This is a genomic window from Blastocatellia bacterium (genome assembly GCA_035275065.1).
Lineage (GTDB): Bacteria > Acidobacteriota > Blastocatellia > UBA7656 > UBA7656 > DATENM01.
This window is the reverse complement of record DATENM010000035.1, coordinates 1-15,283: the sequence shown is the minus strand read 5'-3', so window position 1 is coordinate 15,283 and position 15,283 is coordinate 1. Positions and strand designations below refer to the sequence as shown.

Genomic DNA, 15,283 nt, shown 5'->3' with positions numbered 1-15,283 from the left:
TCCTTCAATATCCGCATAGCCGCTTGATAAGCACCGAATCGGCTCGCTGTTAAACTCCTCCGACCTGCCCGCTCGCGGCGGGCAGCGACTTGAGGCAGACGGTGAGCGAGCCGTCCGCCCCCTCCTGGTAATGAACCGCCCCGGCTTCGACCCAGCGATAGATCATCCGCGGCGGGACGTGCGCCACCGCGGCGGCCTGTTCGGGCGCGACCATGATGGCGTCGCCCGCCGCGCACGCGCCGCACAGCGCCGGCAGCGAGCCGCTCGCCGTGCGGATGACATAGAACTCGTGAATCTCGACCGTCTTCTCCGTCCTGCGCGTTTTTGCCACGACAGAAACCTTCCCCGGCGGGCGACTCATTGCGATCACCACCGGCCGGCAATATAATTGGCGGGACCTCGGGGCTGCCTTTTGAGAACGTCCCCTTCGGCCTCGCCAACGCGCCTGACCTTAAAGCCGGACGCTCTCAGAAGTCTTTGGGATTTTCTTGGAATTGCGCTTGAAAAATTCTTATTGAGGTCTTAGAGAGTTCTTAGAGCCGTTATGTCATCGCCGGGCAATCACTTATATGAGTTCGAGCCTTTCGTGTTGGACGCGCGCAATCGAATCCTGCTCAAAGGCGGCGCCACGGTGCGCCTCACCCCGAAGGCGTTCGAGATTCTGTTTGTGCTCGTACGACACGCGACGGAGGTGGTTGACAAGGAGCAACTGCTGAAAGAGGTCTGGCCCGATACCTTTGTCGAGGAAGGGAGTCTCTCGTACAACGTCTACGGATTGCGGAAGGTGCTAGGCGACGATTCTTCCGAGCCGCGCTATATCGAGACGGTCCCCAAGCGCGGCTACCGCTTCATCGCCCCGGTGAAAGTATCTGTGGCTGACGCCCGGCAGATCGGCCCCGCAGGCATGGAGGGCGAAGCCACAGTCATTGAAAAACACACCTTTGCCCGGGTCATCAGCGAAGAGGTCGAAGCGACAGACCTGCCTGCCCCTGCCGCGACCTCCTCGCCTGTCGCCGAGGCGATGGCGCTGGCACCGGCCACCGACCGACGAAAGCGGAGGGCCTGGCAAACGACAGCCGTTGTGGCTGTCCTGTTACTCGCCGCACTGGGAGTGTTTCTTTATCTGAAGCGCGCGAACGTCTCTCATGCGCCCGTGACGCGCGCGAAGAACACTCTGGTAAAGTTGACTAACAACAACGCCATAGATACCGGGCCGGTCTGGTCGCCGGACGGTAGCCGGATCGCCTTTTGGAGCAACCGCGACGGCAAAAGCGATATCTACGTGATGGACGGGGACGGCTCCAACGTCAGGCGACTCACCAACAATCTGGCTGAAGACGATACCCCGAAATGGTCGCCCGACGGCCGCAAGATCCTTTTCAACAGTGATCGGGACGGCAACCGGGAGATGTATGTCATGGACGCCGACGGCTCGAACCAGACGCGGCTCACAAGAAACAGTGCCATTGATCGCGCCGGCACGTGGTCGCCGGACGGCAGCAAGATCGCCTTCGCCAGCAACCGCGACAATAGCTTCCCCTACAACTTCGACATCTACGTAATGGACGGGGACGGCTCCAACGTCAAGAGGATCGTCGCTGACCTCGAGTACGATTCGGACCCGAGCTGGTCGCCCGACGGTCGGAAGATACTGTTCGTGACCGGGAGGAAGGGCAACTTCGACGTCTACGAGATGAACGCGGATGGCACGGGGCAGAAGAACCTGACGGCCGGCAGCAACAAGCCAGACATATGGCCGGCCTGGTCACCCGACGGCAATAACATCGCGTTCGTCAGGAACACGGAAGGCAGGGAGCAGATCTATGTCATGGACGCCGACGGCGGCAATCTTATGCGTGTGACGAACAACTCGGCGAATAATTCGGCGCCCTCGTGGTCGCCCGATGGCTCGAAGCTGGTTTTCCCGACCGACCGCGACGGCAACTTGGAGATCTATGTGATGAGCGTCGAAGGCGAGCTGACGCAACTCACTGACAACCCCGCCGACGACCTCGCGCCATCCTGGTCGCCCGACGGTAGCCAGATCGCGTTCTCAAGCAATCGCGACGGCAAGCACCACATTTACATCGTCAATGCGGACGGCAGCGCGCTGATGCAACTAACAAACTCGCCGGCGAACGACACGGAGCCGGCCTGGTCGCCCGACGGTAAACGCATCGCGTTCATGAGTGCGCGGGATGGGAACGAGGAAATCTATTCGATGAATGCCGACGGCAGCAACCAGACGCGGCTGACCGCCGAGCCGGGGAGTGACACTACTCCCAATTGGTCGCCCGACGGAAGAATCCTCTTTATCAGCGACCGCGATGGCCGAAAAGAGATATACCTGATGGACGGGGACGGCTCGAACGTCACGAGGTTGACAACCACAGGTGCGAGTCAGGCCGCCTGGTCGGCGGACGGGAAGAGAGTCGCGTTCATCAGACCCAGCCTGGAGAGGATCGCTGGCCTCCTCCCCACGGAGATCTATGTGGCGGATGCCGATGGCAGGAACATGAAGATGTTAACAACGAGCCCGGGCTCCAAATTTTCACCTTGCTGGTCGCCCGATGGCGCATCGATAGCTTTTAACGATCAGAAGTTGAGAGCCAACGACATGGCAAACCTCTTTCAGATAGATATAAATGGGCATAACCTCAGGCGCTTGACCGCGGGACCCAAGATGGACGAACGACCGGCATACTCGCCCGACGGCTCAAAGCTCGCCTTTCAGAGTAACCGTGACGGCAACTTTGAGATTTATGTGATGAACCTTCGCTGAACCGCGCCCGCCGCATTCCCGTGATAACGCATTCTTCATCCCACGGCCATAGATCATGCGCATTCGGCCGAGACCATCAACTGGCAGGTCTTCGAGGAGCCGTTCGGGCCGCTCTATGCTGATGGCATTGGCAGGCCGGCGCAGTCCGCGCGCCTGCTGGTTGCCGCGCGCACCATCAAGCACCCGTTTCGGGGTTTACGTAATAACCATTTCAGGTTTTATGTCGGAGCGTAGACAGCCCCCGACGGTTCCCGCGTTGCCGCCGCCGCATTAATCCTGACGATCTTCGCAAGCGGCATGGCCAGCGCCGTTCTTTTTGTAGATCGTCCGGCAGCAATTGTTTTCAAGACTTCGCTATTGGGTTTAGAAAGGTCTACCAGCGGTCGTCGTTTGCAGACTCAGAGAGGCGGCGCGCCGCGGTTCGTCTTTTCAGCGGGCCAGTCTTTCTGAGATTGCATCATTCGCTGTCGGACAAAAGAAGGAGAGAAACGCTTATGAAATGGACTTGCATGTGGGGATACGTCTCGGCGCGCTTGAGTGCCGCCGCAATCCGCGTCGCAGGGCTTGCGGTGCTCTTAATGCTCTGCGCCATCACCGTCGCGGCGCAGCCGACAGCGGCGACGGATGGGTGGGTGGTGCTGCCGGTTGATGATTACCGCGCCTTGCGGCAGGCGGCTTTCCCGTCAACGCGTGAGCCTGACCCGCCACCTATCGAAGCGACCCTGACGCGTGTCGATTACGAGCTGAAGATCGATGGCGAGCTGGCGGCGGGTGAAGCGCGCCTGACGATAGATGTCATCAAAGATGGCTGGGCGCGTGTCGCCTTGCCGGGCGGTTTGATGATTCGTCACGCGCGGCTCGATGGGCGGCCCGTATCGCTGGTCAACGGCGTCGGCGAGAAAGGCGCGGCGGCAAGCTACCTGCTGCTTTCGCGCACAGGGCGGGCGATCCTGACGCTCGATATCGTCACGCCGGTCACGTCGGTAGCGGGAACCGAGATGCTGCGGCTGCCGGCGAACGCTTCAGCGGTCTCGCGGGCGGTCGTCGTGCTGCCGGGCAAGACCGATCATGGCGTCGACGTGCGAGTCACCGGCGGGCTGCTGTTCGAGCGCGCCGACACGGCGGACGGCAGCCGCTGGGTCGCGCACGGGCGCGGCAACGAGCCGCTCACCTTTGCCTGGAAGCGACGCGTCGAAGATCAACGCGCCACTCAGCCGCTCAGGCTTCGCGGCACGCTGACACAGCTCATCGGTCTCGGCGAAGACACCACGCAGGTCAGCGCCGAAGTTCAGGTCGAAGTCCTTCAAGGTCTCGCCAAAGAAGTCCGCGTGCAGTTGCCTGCGCAGCTCACCGTCGATCAAGTGTCGGGCGCAATGGTCGCTGATTGGGAAGTGACCGCACAAGAGCTGACCGTCACTTTCCTTGAGCCTGTGCAGCAGACGACGCGCTTCACGGTGCGCGGCGAATTGCGGCTGCCGCGCGACGGCCAGATGGACGTGCCGTTGATGCGGATGCCTGCGGCAGAGCGCGAGACCGGCGGCGTTGCCGTCGAAGTTCTCGGCGCCGGCGAGATCAAAGACCGTCAGGCCACTGGGCTTGAAGAAGCCGAAGCCGCCGACCTCGGCCAGCTCATCGCCAGCCGCCAATCGCCCTCGCTGGTCGCCTTCCGTTTGCGCCCCGCCGAAGGCAAGGCGGCGCGTGCGCTCGCCGTGCGCGTGGCGCGCTACACCCCGCAGGCCGTTTTGACCGCCAATGTCGAGGAAGCGGCATACAACGCGCTGGTCACCGAAGACGGCAAGATGCTGGTCAATGCACGCCTCGCTGTGCGCAACAATCAGCGCAGCTTCCTCAAGCTCGCGCTGCCTTCGAGCGCCATCCTGTGGAGCGTGTCGGTCGCGGGCAGAGCGATTCGACCGGGGCGCGCTCCCGATGGCTCGCTACTGGTGCCGCTAGAGAAGACCCGCGGCGGCGAAGAGTCGCCGGCCTTTGTCGTCGAGGTGGCTTATCTCGACCGCGTCCCGGCGTGGGGCGAGAAGGGCAGGGCGCGGCTGACTCTGCTCGCCGTAGACATGCCGATCTCGAAGTCGAGCCTGTTGCTGCATCACTCGCCGCTCTTTCGCCTGACGCCGGCGATGGGGAGCTTTCGCGCCGCGCCTTATGAAGCGCCGTCATCAGCCGTCTTACATTCAACGCCCGGCGGCGCGCCGCTCGAAGCACAGGCGGCAAACGCCGTCGCCAGTCCCGCAAACATCGATGCGACACAGGCGATGGTTTCTAAGCTTCAACAATCAACTCATGCGGCGCGGCCGCCGCGAAATCTTCCCGTGCTGGTCGGCTTCCCGCATTTCGGCCCATCCATCTTTCTGGTGTCCGAGCTGACCAGCGAGAACCAGTCGCCGGTTCTTGAAGTAGATTATCAGCGTGACCGAAAGCGAGGTGAGTGATGAAAAAATTAGTGATTGCGATCATATTCTTAGCCATCGTCGGGCGCGGCCAGGAGCGCAGCCTGCCGCCGCAAAAAGTCGTTCCGCAAAGCTCGCCCGGCACGGTGACGTTGACACTCGCGGAATACAACCGCCTGCTCGATCTCGCGGCGCACAAGCCGAAGCCGGCGGAAGCCGCGCCGCTGCCTTACGTGTTGTCGCGCGCGGCCTTCAAGCTGCGCCTGGAAAATGATTCGGTGTTGGGCGCGCTTGAGATCGAAGGCGACGTGTTGCAGAAGGGCCTGACGCTGGTGCCGCTGACCGCCGGACTGACGATCACCGAAGCGCAGCCGACGCCGAAGCCTTTGCCGCTGCTTCAACAGGGCGCGGCAACCGCCACAGTGATTGATGGGCCGGGCGCGTTTGCGGTCTCTCTAAACGTCGCCTCGGCGCTCACGGCGGACGCGGGCCGCGCGACGTTCACGGTGCCGGTGCCGGCGGCGGCCAGTTCTGTCATCAGCCTGGACATCCCCGGCAATCACGCCGATATTCACGTCGAGCCCGGCTTGATTACCAACCGCGCGACGGCGAACGGCCACACGATCATCGAAGCGACGCTCGACCCCGGCAAGCCCGCGAAAGTCTGGTGGACGACCAGAGAGATTAGCGCCCCGGTGACGCAGCGCGAAGTCCGCTTCCTCGCCGATATGAAGACGCTGATTTCAGTCGGCGATTCGGAACTGCGCATGGCCGTGCTGTGCGATGTGACGGTGATTCAAGGCGAGCCCGCTGAATTCAAGCTGCCGCTGCCGCCCGGCTTTGAAGTCACTGAGGTGTCGGGCAGCACGCTGGAGTCGAGCGAGACGCAGGGCAATGATCTGATTTTGAAAGTGCGTGAGCCGGCCCGCCGCGCGCATCAATTCTTGATTGCCGTCGAGCGCGCCAGCCGCGACAACAAGCTCGACGCGCCTTTCTTCGGTTTTGCCGGCGTGCAGGGAGAAACCGGCGAAGTGCTGGTCGAAGGCGTCGGCACGATGGAATTGACGGCAACTGAAAGCGGCGGCCTGCGGCGCGTAGACGTGCGCGAAGCCGGCCCGGTGGCGCGCTCGCTGGCGCGTTTCCCTTTGCAGGCGGCATTTCGTTATCACCGGCGGTCTGGTGATGCGCCCAGCCTCAAGCTCGAATGGAACCGCTTCCCCGATGGCGCGGTGCTATCGGCCATCGCCGAGCGCGCGACGATCACGACGCTGCTCAACGCGGAAGGCAAGACGCTGACGGAGGTGACATTGAAGGTGCGCAATCACGCGCAGCCGTTCGTCAAAGTCGAATTGCCGCAGGGGGCCAGCCTGCTGTCGGCAGAGGTCGAAGGCGAAAAGGTGAAGCCGGTGCAGGGCAGCGATGGCAGCCGCGTGCCGTTGCTGCGCGCGGGCTTTCGCCCGGCGGGCGCTTACACGGTGTCTTTCGTCTACCTGAGCGCCGGGTCGCCGTTTGCAAAGAGCGGCGCATACCAGTTGGGGCTGCCGAAGATGGACGTGCCGATCACCCTGGTGACGTGGGAAGTCTTTCTGCCCGAGCGCCTGGATGTGAAGCAGTTCGGCGGCACGGCGCTGGCTGCGGATCTATTCCCGGCGAGAGCGCAGGACGCGTTGGCGGGTGCCAGGGACGATTACAACGAGATGGGTCAGAATGCCTGGCTGCAAAGCGAAGTCGATCTGGCCAGCCTGCAAGCGGGTCAGATCGGCGGCATCGTCGTTGACCCGTCGGGCGCGGTCATTCCAGGGGCCAGGGTGACGGTGACGAATGCGCAGACTCGGGCGACGCAAACGACGGCGACCGACGGCGAAGGCCACTGGGTGATCTCCAACATGCAGCCGGGGCCGGTCAGCGTCAGAGTGGATTCGCCGGGATTCAAATCCTTTCAGCAAGACCTGAGCGTCGAGGGGTCACAGCCGGCGCGATTAGGGGTGACGCTCAACGCCGGCGCAGCGACCGAAACCGTCAGCGTCACCGGCGATGCGTTGAGCCTTGAGCGCGAAAGCCGCAAGCTCGAAGACCAGGCGCGCAAGGACAGGGCGGCGCAATTGAATTCGCCATCGCAGAATGTCTTTAGCCTGCAACGCAAGGTGGCCGGCATTCTCCCTGTGCGCGTCGATGTGCCGCGCGCCGGCAGATCGTACCGCTTCGTCCGCCCGCTGGTTGTTGAAGAAGAGACGAAGATTACATTTCAGTACCGCGCGCGTTAGTAGCAAAGACGGTCGGCTATGGCCTGGGAGCGCGGGCATCTTGCCCGCAATCTTTCGCATGCGCGCCGCCTGCGGGCGAGATGCCCGCGCTCCCAGGCTCATCGGCGCAGCCGTTCATAGTGGTCATCGGCATCGATTTGAGCCGCCGTCAGGCGAGGGCCATGCGCTTGAGCAGCCGGCGGGCGGTGTCGCGGTCGCGGCGGTTCTCGTATTCCCAGTCGGCATCATTCGGCAACGAAAGCAGCACTTCCAGCAGTAACTGTGCGCGCTCGGGCTGCTTCTTTTCGAGCGCCAGCTCGGCAGCATATAACAGCGTCACGCTATTGTGCGGCGCAATCTCAAGGGCGCGGTCGTAATATTTCTCACTCTTGCGCAAGCTGCCGCCGAGCCAGCGCGGCGTTCGATGCGATAGCCTCGCCAGCACTCTTAACGGCCCGGCATCGTGGTACGCTTCATTGACTCTTGCCGCCATCTTCAACTCGGCGCGCGCCCATCTGAGCGCCCGCAATCCACGCAGCCCGCCGTGGCTTTCGGCAAACAGTGCCAGGTTGACGCCGACCCAGAAGTGGCCTTCGACGCGCTCGGGATTCAACGTGATCGCGCGCTCGCCCGCGCCGATGCCCGCCGCATAGAGCTGACTCTGGCTCGCCGGCTCCGGCGCTTCCTGCCCAAGAAAAAAGAGCGAGCGCGCCAGCCGCCATTGCACTTCGTAACGTTCATTACCCCCGCGCGCGCCACTCAGAATCATCACCGATTCGCGCACCGCGCCGGGCTGCGCCCGTTTGCGGTACAGCTCGTCGGCTCGCCCGATCACTGCGAGTAGGTCGTCAGTCGGCATAGCGGGTGTCGGGTGCTGGGTGTCGGGTGAAGGGTGTCAGGTGTTGAGTACCGAAGCGCACAGCGCCTTCATCCAACACCCGACACCCGACGCCCGGCACCCAACACCTATTTCGTAGCGACTTGCTTCAACTGGTCGCGTGAGAAAAGCGCGTCGCTTACGTTTTGATCATAGCGGGCTTCGAGGGTTTCGAATTCAACCTTCTTTTGTCGTGAGCGGTTGTCTACCGTCCAGTGCATCCGCGTCCAGTGGCCATTGATCTGTGTCAGCTTGTCCACCGTCATGCGGCGCATCAACTCGTCGTGGTCGTCGTAGAATTCGGCTCCGACGGCCGCGAAACTATCTTTGGCGACGAATAGGATGACGTGATTGAACTTCGATTCGGCGGCGGGCTTCAATCGCCCATCGAGGCGGTAGACCGGCGTTTGATTGAACGTCTCTTCGCCGACCAGCTTCCAGTCGTACCTTTCGGGCTGACCGCCGGCCATCTCTTGCAAGGTCATGCCGAAGAGCGAATCTTCGCCCAGCACGCCGCGGCTGGTGACAAAGGTGTTGTTGCTCTGCGTGTAGCGCGTGCCTTCGATTTCGCCGGCCGGCGTGATGGCAATCAAGGCGCTCAGGTCGCGCTGCGTCGGCGGCGCGGTGAAATCAACCCGCATCATCTGGCCGCCGTCGGCGGCGCGCTTGCGATAGATGGTCATCTGCACTTCGGGAGGGATGGGGGTTAACTGCGCTGCCGGGTTCTCAACTTCGATCCGGGCGCGCACCTTCATCACGCTGTCGGAAAAGTCATCAAGCTTGCGTGTGCGCTCGATGATCTGCGCCGCATCGATTGTTGAAGTTGGCTTGGCGGGCTCGGCGGCGGTATTCGCATTGTTGCTTGCCTTTTGATTGCAACCGGCGAGCAAGAGCGTGATCGCCAGAACGACAGCGACATAGCCGGGCAGAAGCGTCTTTGGCGAGGCATTGCTGGTCATCTGTTTACTTTCCCACGCGTGCAGGTTCTTCGGGCGATTGATCGCGAACTCCGGGCAGCGCGGCGCGCGCAAACAACCGGGACCTCATCAACGCCGGCAGAAAAATCAAATCCGCGGCCAGGCAGGCGAGAATCGTTATGGCCCACAGCAAGCCACCGACGCGCACCGGCACAAACGACGATAGCACGAAGATCAGAAACGCGGCCATCAGCATCACGTTGGCCAGCCACATCGGCTTGCCTGTGCGCAACAACGTCAGCCACATTGCCCAGCCCGCGGCTTCGCCAGATGAGCGATTCGCGCCCGGCAATCGTTCGGCGGCGCACTGGCGATAACGGCGAATCATGTGAACCGCGTTGTCTACCGCGAGACCAAGCACGGCGCTGGCGATCAGGCTCGTGGTGATGTCGAGCGTGATGCCGGCCCAGCCGAGAAAGCCGAAGTAGCAGACGATGGGCAACAGGTTCGGCAGCAACGCCAGCAGTCCCGTCGCCACCGAGCGGAAGAGCGCCGCCATCATCATGAAGATCAAGCCGATGGCAATCGCCAGGCTCCACAACTGCGAATCGGCGATGGCATCTGAGGCGCTGTTGAGCAACACCGCCGAGCCCGTGGCGCGGGCGCTGACACCCGCCGGCAGGTTGTCGCGCGACCAGCCTTCAAGGTGATCGGTCAGCTCGCGCAGCCCATTTGAGCTGAAAAGGTTGGTGCGCAGGATAACAATCGCCTGCGAGCGGTCGCGGCTGACCAGACGAAGGAGCGCCGAGTCTTCGGCAAGATAGTTGTCAAAGAGATTGCCGAGCGCGGCCTCGGTTTGTGGGATCACTTCGACACCCGACGGGCCGTTGGCGACGGCGTTTAATCGTTTGACAATGTCAGTAATCGAGATGGCCGTATCAACGCCGGGCTGGCTGCGCGCGAAGGCTTCGAGCGCGCCGACGCCGTTTAGAAAATCCGGGCGCGTCGCCGCACCGGGCGAGCCGCTGACGACCAGTTGCACGGTCGCCGCGCCGGCCAGCCGCTCGTGCAGCTTGAGCGCATCCTGCACCGTCGCGCTCCGCTCCGGAAAGATGCGCAGGTAATCTGTATTGACGCGCAAACGCGCCGCGCCTGCGCCGATCAACGCCGTCAGCAGCAGCGTAACGATAATCACTGTGCGCCGGCGAAAGAGGATCAATGCCGTGATGCCACGCAACCAGCCGTTGAGCCAGACGGCGTAATCCTGCCGTTCAGGCGAAACCCGCGACAGCGCATCGCCAGGCAGCAGAGCGAGCGCGGCGGGAATGAACGCCATCGTCAGCAGCAGCATGAAGCCGGTGCCGGCGGCTTCGAATATGCCCATGTCACGCGCTGTCGGCACGGTGCTGGAAGCGAGCGCCCCGAATCCTGCCATTGTCGTCAGGCCGGAGAGGATGACTGCCGGCGCGATGAATTCAACCCCCGCAAGCCAGGCGGCCTGCTTCGCCGGCTTCGCGGCGTCGTCGGCAAGGGTCGCCATCGAAAGCCGATACTGATTCAAGACATGAAAGATGTACGAGCTGCCGACCGCCATCAACACCGTCGGCAGCGACAGCGTCGCCAGCGTAATCGGTTTGCCGAATACGGCCATCAGCCCGAGCGTCCAGGTCAGCCCGATGACCAGCGCGCTCATCGGCAAGACGACGCCCCAGAAGCTGCGAAACGATGTGAAGAAGACGATCAAGCAGAGCAGCGCCGCGACCGGCGACAGAAAGAGCATATCGCGCAACATGCTGCGGATGCCACGCGCATCAATCACCGGCACGCCTGAAAGCATCACTTCATCCGTGCCCGCGGCGGCAGCGATTGTGCGCTCGATGGCTTCGGCGGCGGCGCGTGACTCGCTTTCACCGAGCGGCTTGAGGAAGACGTTGATGGCTGCCGTGCGCCCGTCGGCAGAGACGAATTGCTTGACGTAAAGCGGGTCGCCGGTAATGGCCGGTTTAAGCGTCTGCAATTCTCCGCTCGCGTCGCCTTGATAGATCAATCGTAAGGGAATCAGGTTTTCGACCAGGACGGTGTCGCGGTCGCGGTGAATGGCTTTAACGTTGGTCAGGCTCTGCGCCTCGGCGACGCCCGCGACACCGGCCAGTTGCCGTGTCAGCCGGTCGAGCTTTTCGAGGAAGGCGGGCGCGAAGACGTCATCGGTCGTCAAGGCGGCGATCACCACGCGGTCGTCGCCAAAACTGTGGCGCGTTTCGTTAAAGAACGCCAGCGTGTCGTCGTGGCGGGCGAGGGTTTCGGGCGAGCCGTTAAAGGTGATGCCGCGCACGGCGATTGCCGCGGCAAAGGCGAGCGTCACCGCAATGGTGGCGGCGATGACCAAACGCGAATGGTGAACGACGAACTTGCCGACTGGATTCATTGGGGATTTATCGCGGGGTGTCGTGCCCACGGTGACCGACTATACGAGAGCGCCGCGGCGCGCGTCAAACGCGCGCCGGCAATCCCCTCGCCGCCCGCAGCCTTCAGTCGTTGTTTTCTCTCCTTGCCGCGGATAGAATTCATGGCCTGGGGTGACCCGCCCGGTCGCCGTGCCACAACCACAGACCTGTGAAGTAGGGAAGGTTGCGGGACAGGCCGTGTGTCTGGCGACGCGTCATATGCAGAGGGTAATATGCAAAAGCAACTGTCTATCGCGCCCGTTTTCTGCCTGATCCTCGCCGCTCTGGCAGCGCCTTCATTCCCATCAACCGGCCGGCAGAGCGCCGCCGGTCAATCATCCGCTTCGGAAAAACAAAACCCGCGGCCCGCCGATAAACAAAATGAAGCAGAGCCGCGGAAGGGCGACCAGCGAGACAAAGACGAGGTGGTGCGCATCTCGGTCACGTTGGTGCAGGTTGACGCCGTGGTCACGGATGGAAAAGGGCGGTATGTAACCGATCTGACACCGGAAGATTTCGAGATTCGCGAAGACGGCAAGCGCCAGCAGATCACCAATTTCTCTTACGTCGAGTCGCAGCCGCCGCCGGTCACAACGACAAGCGTGGGCAAGACGTCGGCGACGCCTTTGCCGACGCCGCCCGCGCCCCTGCGGCCCGAACAGGTGCGGCGCACGATTGCGTTGGTGGTTGACGATCTCGGGTTGTCGTTTGAAAGCACAGCCTTTGTGCGCGACGCGTTGAAGCGATTCGTCAGCCAGCAGATGCAGCCGGGCGACCTCGTGGCCATCATTCGCACCGGCGCGGGCATGGGCGCTTTGCAGCAGTTCACCGCCGACAAGCGACTGCTCTACGCCGCCATCGAGCGCGTCCGCTGGAACCCGACCGGGCGCGCCGGCATTTCGGCCTTCGCGCCGCTCGAAAGTAATCCGCTGTCGCGCGGCAAGGCGAACGGCGGCGCGGCGAGTGACGGGCAGGATTCCGAGACTGACCCGCGTGCTGCGCTCGACCGTTTCCGCGAAGACCTGTTTGCCGTCGGCACGCTCGGCGCGCTCAACTATGTCGTTCGCGGCTTGCGCGAGTTGCCGGGACGCAAGTCGGTCATCCTCTTCTCGGACGGCTTCGCCATCTTTGACCAACCCCGATTTGATTCGAGTCCCATGCGCGCCGGCGGCTCATCCTTCAACCATTCTCATATCGACAGCGGCACTCGCGTCTACGAGGCGCTGCGGCGTTTGACCGATCTCGCCAACCGGGCCTCGGTCGTCATCTACACGATGGACGCGCGCGGGCTGCAAGTCACCGGGCTGACCGCCGCCGACAACACCGCAGACATGAGCACGAATGATGTGGTAGCGGCACTCCAGCAACGCGATACACACTTCCTCGATCTACAGGAGGGGCCACAGTTCCTGGCCGAGCAGACCGGCGGCTTCTTCATTCGTAACAGCAATGATCTGAACCGTGGCATCCGCCGCGTGCTTGAAGACCAGCGCGGTTATTACCTGATCGGTTACGCGCCCGAGGCCGCGTCGTTCCGCGCCGCGCGTGGTGTCGTGCCATTTCACAAGGTCAGCCTCAAGGTCAAACGCGCCGGCCTGCATGTGCGTTCGCGCACCGGCTTTTACGGCTTTTCCGACGAGTCCTTGCGCCCGACGCCGCGGACGCCGGCGCAGCAACTTTATGCGGCGATCTCTTCGCCGTTCTCCTCTGGAGACATCCGTCTCAAGCTGACGTCGCTGTTCGGCTATGACCTCAAGGCCGGCGCCTTCATGCGCTCGCTGCTGCACATCGACCCGGCGGAGATCAGCTTCACGAAACAGGCGGACGGCCAGTATAAGGCGGTTGTCGACGTGGCGGCCTTCACCTTCGGCGATAGCGGGCAGGTGATTGATCAAGATAGCCGGCAATACACCATTACGGTGCCGGAAGCCGTCTATGCGCGGATTCAGCGCCAGGGAATTCTCTATAATCTTAACGTGCCGATCAAGAAGCCGGGGGCCTATCAAATGCGGGTCGCGGTGCGCGACGACGCGTCGGAAAAGATCGGCTCGGCCAACCAGTTCATCGAAGTCCCCGATATCGGCAAGAAGCGGCTGACGTTGTCGGGCATCGTCATCGAAGGCACCGACCCGGCGAAAGCCGATAAAGCGCTGGGCGCTCAGGTGATGAGCGCGGCGGAAGGCGGGGCGGAAGTCGGCGATTCACAGAGCGGGCCGTCACAGCGCCTCCTGCGCGCCGGCATGCAGCTTAGGTACGGCTTTGCGATTTACAACGCCAAGCTCGACCAGGCAACCAGGCGTCCGCAACTCGACGCGCAGGTCAGACTGATCCGTGACGGGCAGGAGTTCTTCACCGGCAAAGTCGCGCCGATCAAGGCCGACGCGCAGGTGGATTGGCGGCAGATCATCGCCGGCGGCGTGCTCGACCTCGGGAAGCGGATCGAGCCGGGCGAGTATGTCCTGCAAGTCCTGATCACCGACCGGCTGGCGAAGGAGAAGTACCGCAGCGCGACACAGTGGATCGATTTCGAGGTCGTCAAATAAAAGGGAAGCGACAAACGGGGCGACGACTGAACATGGATTTACGGAGCAGGCCGGAGCATGGAGAAGGGAAATGGAGCTAGTCGGGCTCGAACCGACGGCCTCTGCAATGCCATTGCAGCGCTCTCCCAACTGAGCTATAGCCCCATAATGAATGATGCTTTCAACGTAGATCAATACTAGCAAACGCACTTTTGCAGAGTCAACCGACCCGCCGGCATACACAAGCTGCCGCGGCGCACAAAGAAAGCGAAGGCTGGTAGCTTCAGCCGGCTTCCGTATGCATCCGCTCCCACTCCGATTTCCAGGAGGGGTCGAGATCCTTTATGCGCATCTCGAGCTCAAGCGTCAGGTCGCTCAACTTATCCATGAAACGCTCGACGTCCGGGTAATCATTGTCCTCCGCCGCGCGCTCGGCGGCGATCGTCAAGCCGTTGAGCATCTCGTATAGCGTTTTAAGGACTTCTAATTCACCTTTGCTGCTCATCTCGTATCCCCGGTCCTCCCGCGCGCGTCAGGTCGTTTGCGTCAACCCCCTCTCCTGCTGCACGTCTACGAAGATGACCTCGACGCCCGCTTTGCGGCACTCTTCTAAAACCTCTTCGGGAACGGCGTGCCGCACATCGGCCAGTATAAGCAGACGGCCTACCGCGCCGCCGCGTATTTCGTTTATCAGGTTCTTATGCTCAGGGTTGCCTGCCGCGCCGGCCAGCGGAGCGCGGTCGCCGCAGAAATGGCTTATCTCGAAGTGGTGCGATTCCGCATAGCGCTTTAGCGTGGCCCTCTGAAATGCCGCGTCGACATTCCCCGCGGCGGGTTCGATCAACGCTACGGACCTATTATTTGACTGCATAAGGAATTGCCCCCTCTCACCTTTTCGCATGCTCGATCTGAACGAGCCTTCCAGCGAATCACTCACAAGAGAAGGACTCACGGGGAGAGTATATCTCAAATCGCAAAACAAAAGCCAAGCGGCGGGTTCACGTTGAACCCGCCGCTTGGCCCGGTTTGACCCGATCGTTTCCGCTTCTGCTCAACTGCTCTGCGCAGTCGAGCGCTCGCGCTTGTAAGGCTGGCC

General features: G+C 62.3%; 10 protein-coding genes and 1 tRNA gene. 4 read left to right on the top strand and 7 right to left on the bottom strand.

The window, feature by feature from the left end; translation table 11 throughout:
- Nucleotides 1-49: 49 nt before the first annotated feature.
- A complete protein-coding gene (locus VJ464_06900) occupies nucleotides 50-331 on the bottom strand; it encodes a hypothetical protein (protein HKQ04841.1) in 282 nt (93 codons plus the stop codon).
- Between the two features lie 258 nt (nucleotides 332-589).
- Here VJ464_06900 and VJ464_06895 point away from each other — a divergent pair, with 258 nt between their 5' ends.
- The 3 genes from VJ464_06895 to VJ464_06885 all read left to right on the top strand — a co-directional run bounded on the left by VJ464_06895 (nucleotide 590) and on the right by VJ464_06885 (nucleotide 7,448).
- Entirely contained in the window at nucleotides 590-2,782 is a 2,193-nt protein-coding gene (locus tag VJ464_06895; GenBank protein HKQ04840.1) for a winged helix-turn-helix domain-containing protein, read from the top strand.
- A gap of 494 nt (nucleotides 2,783-3,276) precedes the next feature.
- The gene (locus tag VJ464_06890; GenBank protein ID HKQ04839.1) at nucleotides 3,277-5,226 is read left to right on the top strand and encodes a hypothetical protein; all 1,950 of its coding nucleotides are present in this window, start codon (nucleotides 3,277-3,279) and stop codon (nucleotides 5,224-5,226) included.
- Nucleotides 5,226-7,448 (top strand): carboxypeptidase-like regulatory domain-containing protein, encoded by a 2,223-nt coding sequence (locus tag VJ464_06885; GenBank protein ID HKQ04838.1) that lies wholly within the window; start codon nucleotides 5,226-5,228, stop codon nucleotides 7,446-7,448. The genes VJ464_06890 and VJ464_06885 overlap by 1 nt, the downstream gene beginning before the upstream one ends.
- A gap of 148 nt (nucleotides 7,449-7,596) precedes the next feature.
- Here VJ464_06885 and VJ464_06880 read toward each other — a convergent pair whose 3' ends face one another.
- The 3 genes from VJ464_06880 to VJ464_06870 form a co-directional block, all read right to left on the bottom strand.
- Nucleotides 7,597-8,286: a TRAP transporter TatT component family protein gene (locus tag VJ464_06880; protein ID HKQ04837.1), complete on the bottom strand. Its 690-nt coding sequence runs from the start codon at nucleotides 8,284-8,286 to the stop codon at nucleotides 7,597-7,599.
- A gap of 107 nt (nucleotides 8,287-8,393) precedes the next feature.
- Entirely contained in the window at nucleotides 8,394-9,263 is an 870-nt protein-coding gene (locus VJ464_06875; protein ID HKQ04836.1) for an outer membrane lipoprotein-sorting protein, read from the bottom strand.
- 4 nt (nucleotides 9,264-9,267) lie between these two features.
- Nucleotides 9,268-11,646 (bottom strand): MMPL family transporter, encoded by a 2,379-nt coding sequence (locus VJ464_06870; protein ID HKQ04835.1) that lies wholly within the window; start codon nucleotides 11,644-11,646, stop codon nucleotides 9,268-9,270.
- A 252-nt stretch (nucleotides 11,647-11,898) separates the two neighbouring features.
- Here VJ464_06870 and VJ464_06865 point away from each other — a divergent pair, with 252 nt between their 5' ends.
- The gene (locus tag VJ464_06865) at nucleotides 11,899-14,208 is read left to right on the top strand and encodes a VWA domain-containing protein (GenBank protein ID HKQ04834.1); all 2,310 of its coding nucleotides are present in this window, start codon (nucleotides 11,899-11,901) and stop codon (nucleotides 14,206-14,208) included.
- 71 nt (nucleotides 14,209-14,279) lie between these two features.
- Here the strand turns inward: VJ464_06865 and VJ464_06860 are convergent.
- From VJ464_06860 to VJ464_06850, 3 genes are all read right to left on the bottom strand, one after another.
- Nucleotides 14,280-14,352: transfer RNA gene (locus VJ464_06860), tRNA-Ala, on the bottom strand.
- A 118-nt stretch (nucleotides 14,353-14,470) separates the two neighbouring features.
- On the bottom strand, nucleotides 14,471-14,692 hold the full coding sequence (locus VJ464_06855) for a hypothetical protein (protein HKQ04833.1): 222 nt from the start codon (nucleotides 14,690-14,692) through the stop codon (nucleotides 14,471-14,473).
- Nucleotides 14,693-14,719: 27 nt separating this feature from the next.
- Nucleotides 14,720-15,058 carry a recombinase family protein gene (locus VJ464_06850; GenBank protein HKQ04832.1) on the bottom strand — a complete coding sequence of 113 codons (339 nt, stop codon included), beginning with the start codon at nucleotides 15,056-15,058 and terminating at the stop codon, nucleotides 14,720-14,722.
- Between the last annotated feature and the right edge of the window lie 225 nt (nucleotides 15,059-15,283).

What these genes read in the sequence shown, in the direction of transcription:
- VJ464_06870 (HKQ04835.1), bottom strand. Translation starts at nt 11,646, where the DNA reads ATGAATCCAGTCGGCAAGTTCGTCGTTCACCATTCGCGTTTGGTCATC.
- VJ464_06880 (HKQ04837.1), bottom strand. Translation starts at nt 8,286, where the DNA reads ATGCCGACTGACGACCTACTCGCAGTGATCGGGCGAGCCGACGAGCTG.
- VJ464_06875 (HKQ04836.1), bottom strand. Translation starts at nt 9,263, where the DNA reads ATGACCAGCAATGCCTCGCCAAAGACGCTTCTGCCCGGCTATGTCGCT.
- VJ464_06885 (HKQ04838.1), top strand. Translation starts at nt 5,226, where the DNA reads ATGAAAAAATTAGTGATTGCGATCATATTCTTAGCCATCGTCGGGCGC.
- VJ464_06865 (HKQ04834.1), top strand. Translation starts at nt 11,899, where the DNA reads ATGCAAAAGCAACTGTCTATCGCGCCCGTTTTCTGCCTGATCCTCGCC.
- VJ464_06855 (HKQ04833.1), bottom strand. Translation starts at nt 14,692, where the DNA reads ATGAGCAGCAAAGGTGAATTAGAAGTCCTTAAAACGCTATACGAGATG.
- VJ464_06890 (HKQ04839.1), top strand. Translation starts at nt 3,277, where the DNA reads ATGAAATGGACTTGCATGTGGGGATACGTCTCGGCGCGCTTGAGTGCC.
- VJ464_06850 (HKQ04832.1), bottom strand. Translation starts at nt 15,058, where the DNA reads ATGCAGTCAAATAATAGGTCCGTAGCGTTGATCGAACCCGCCGCGGGG.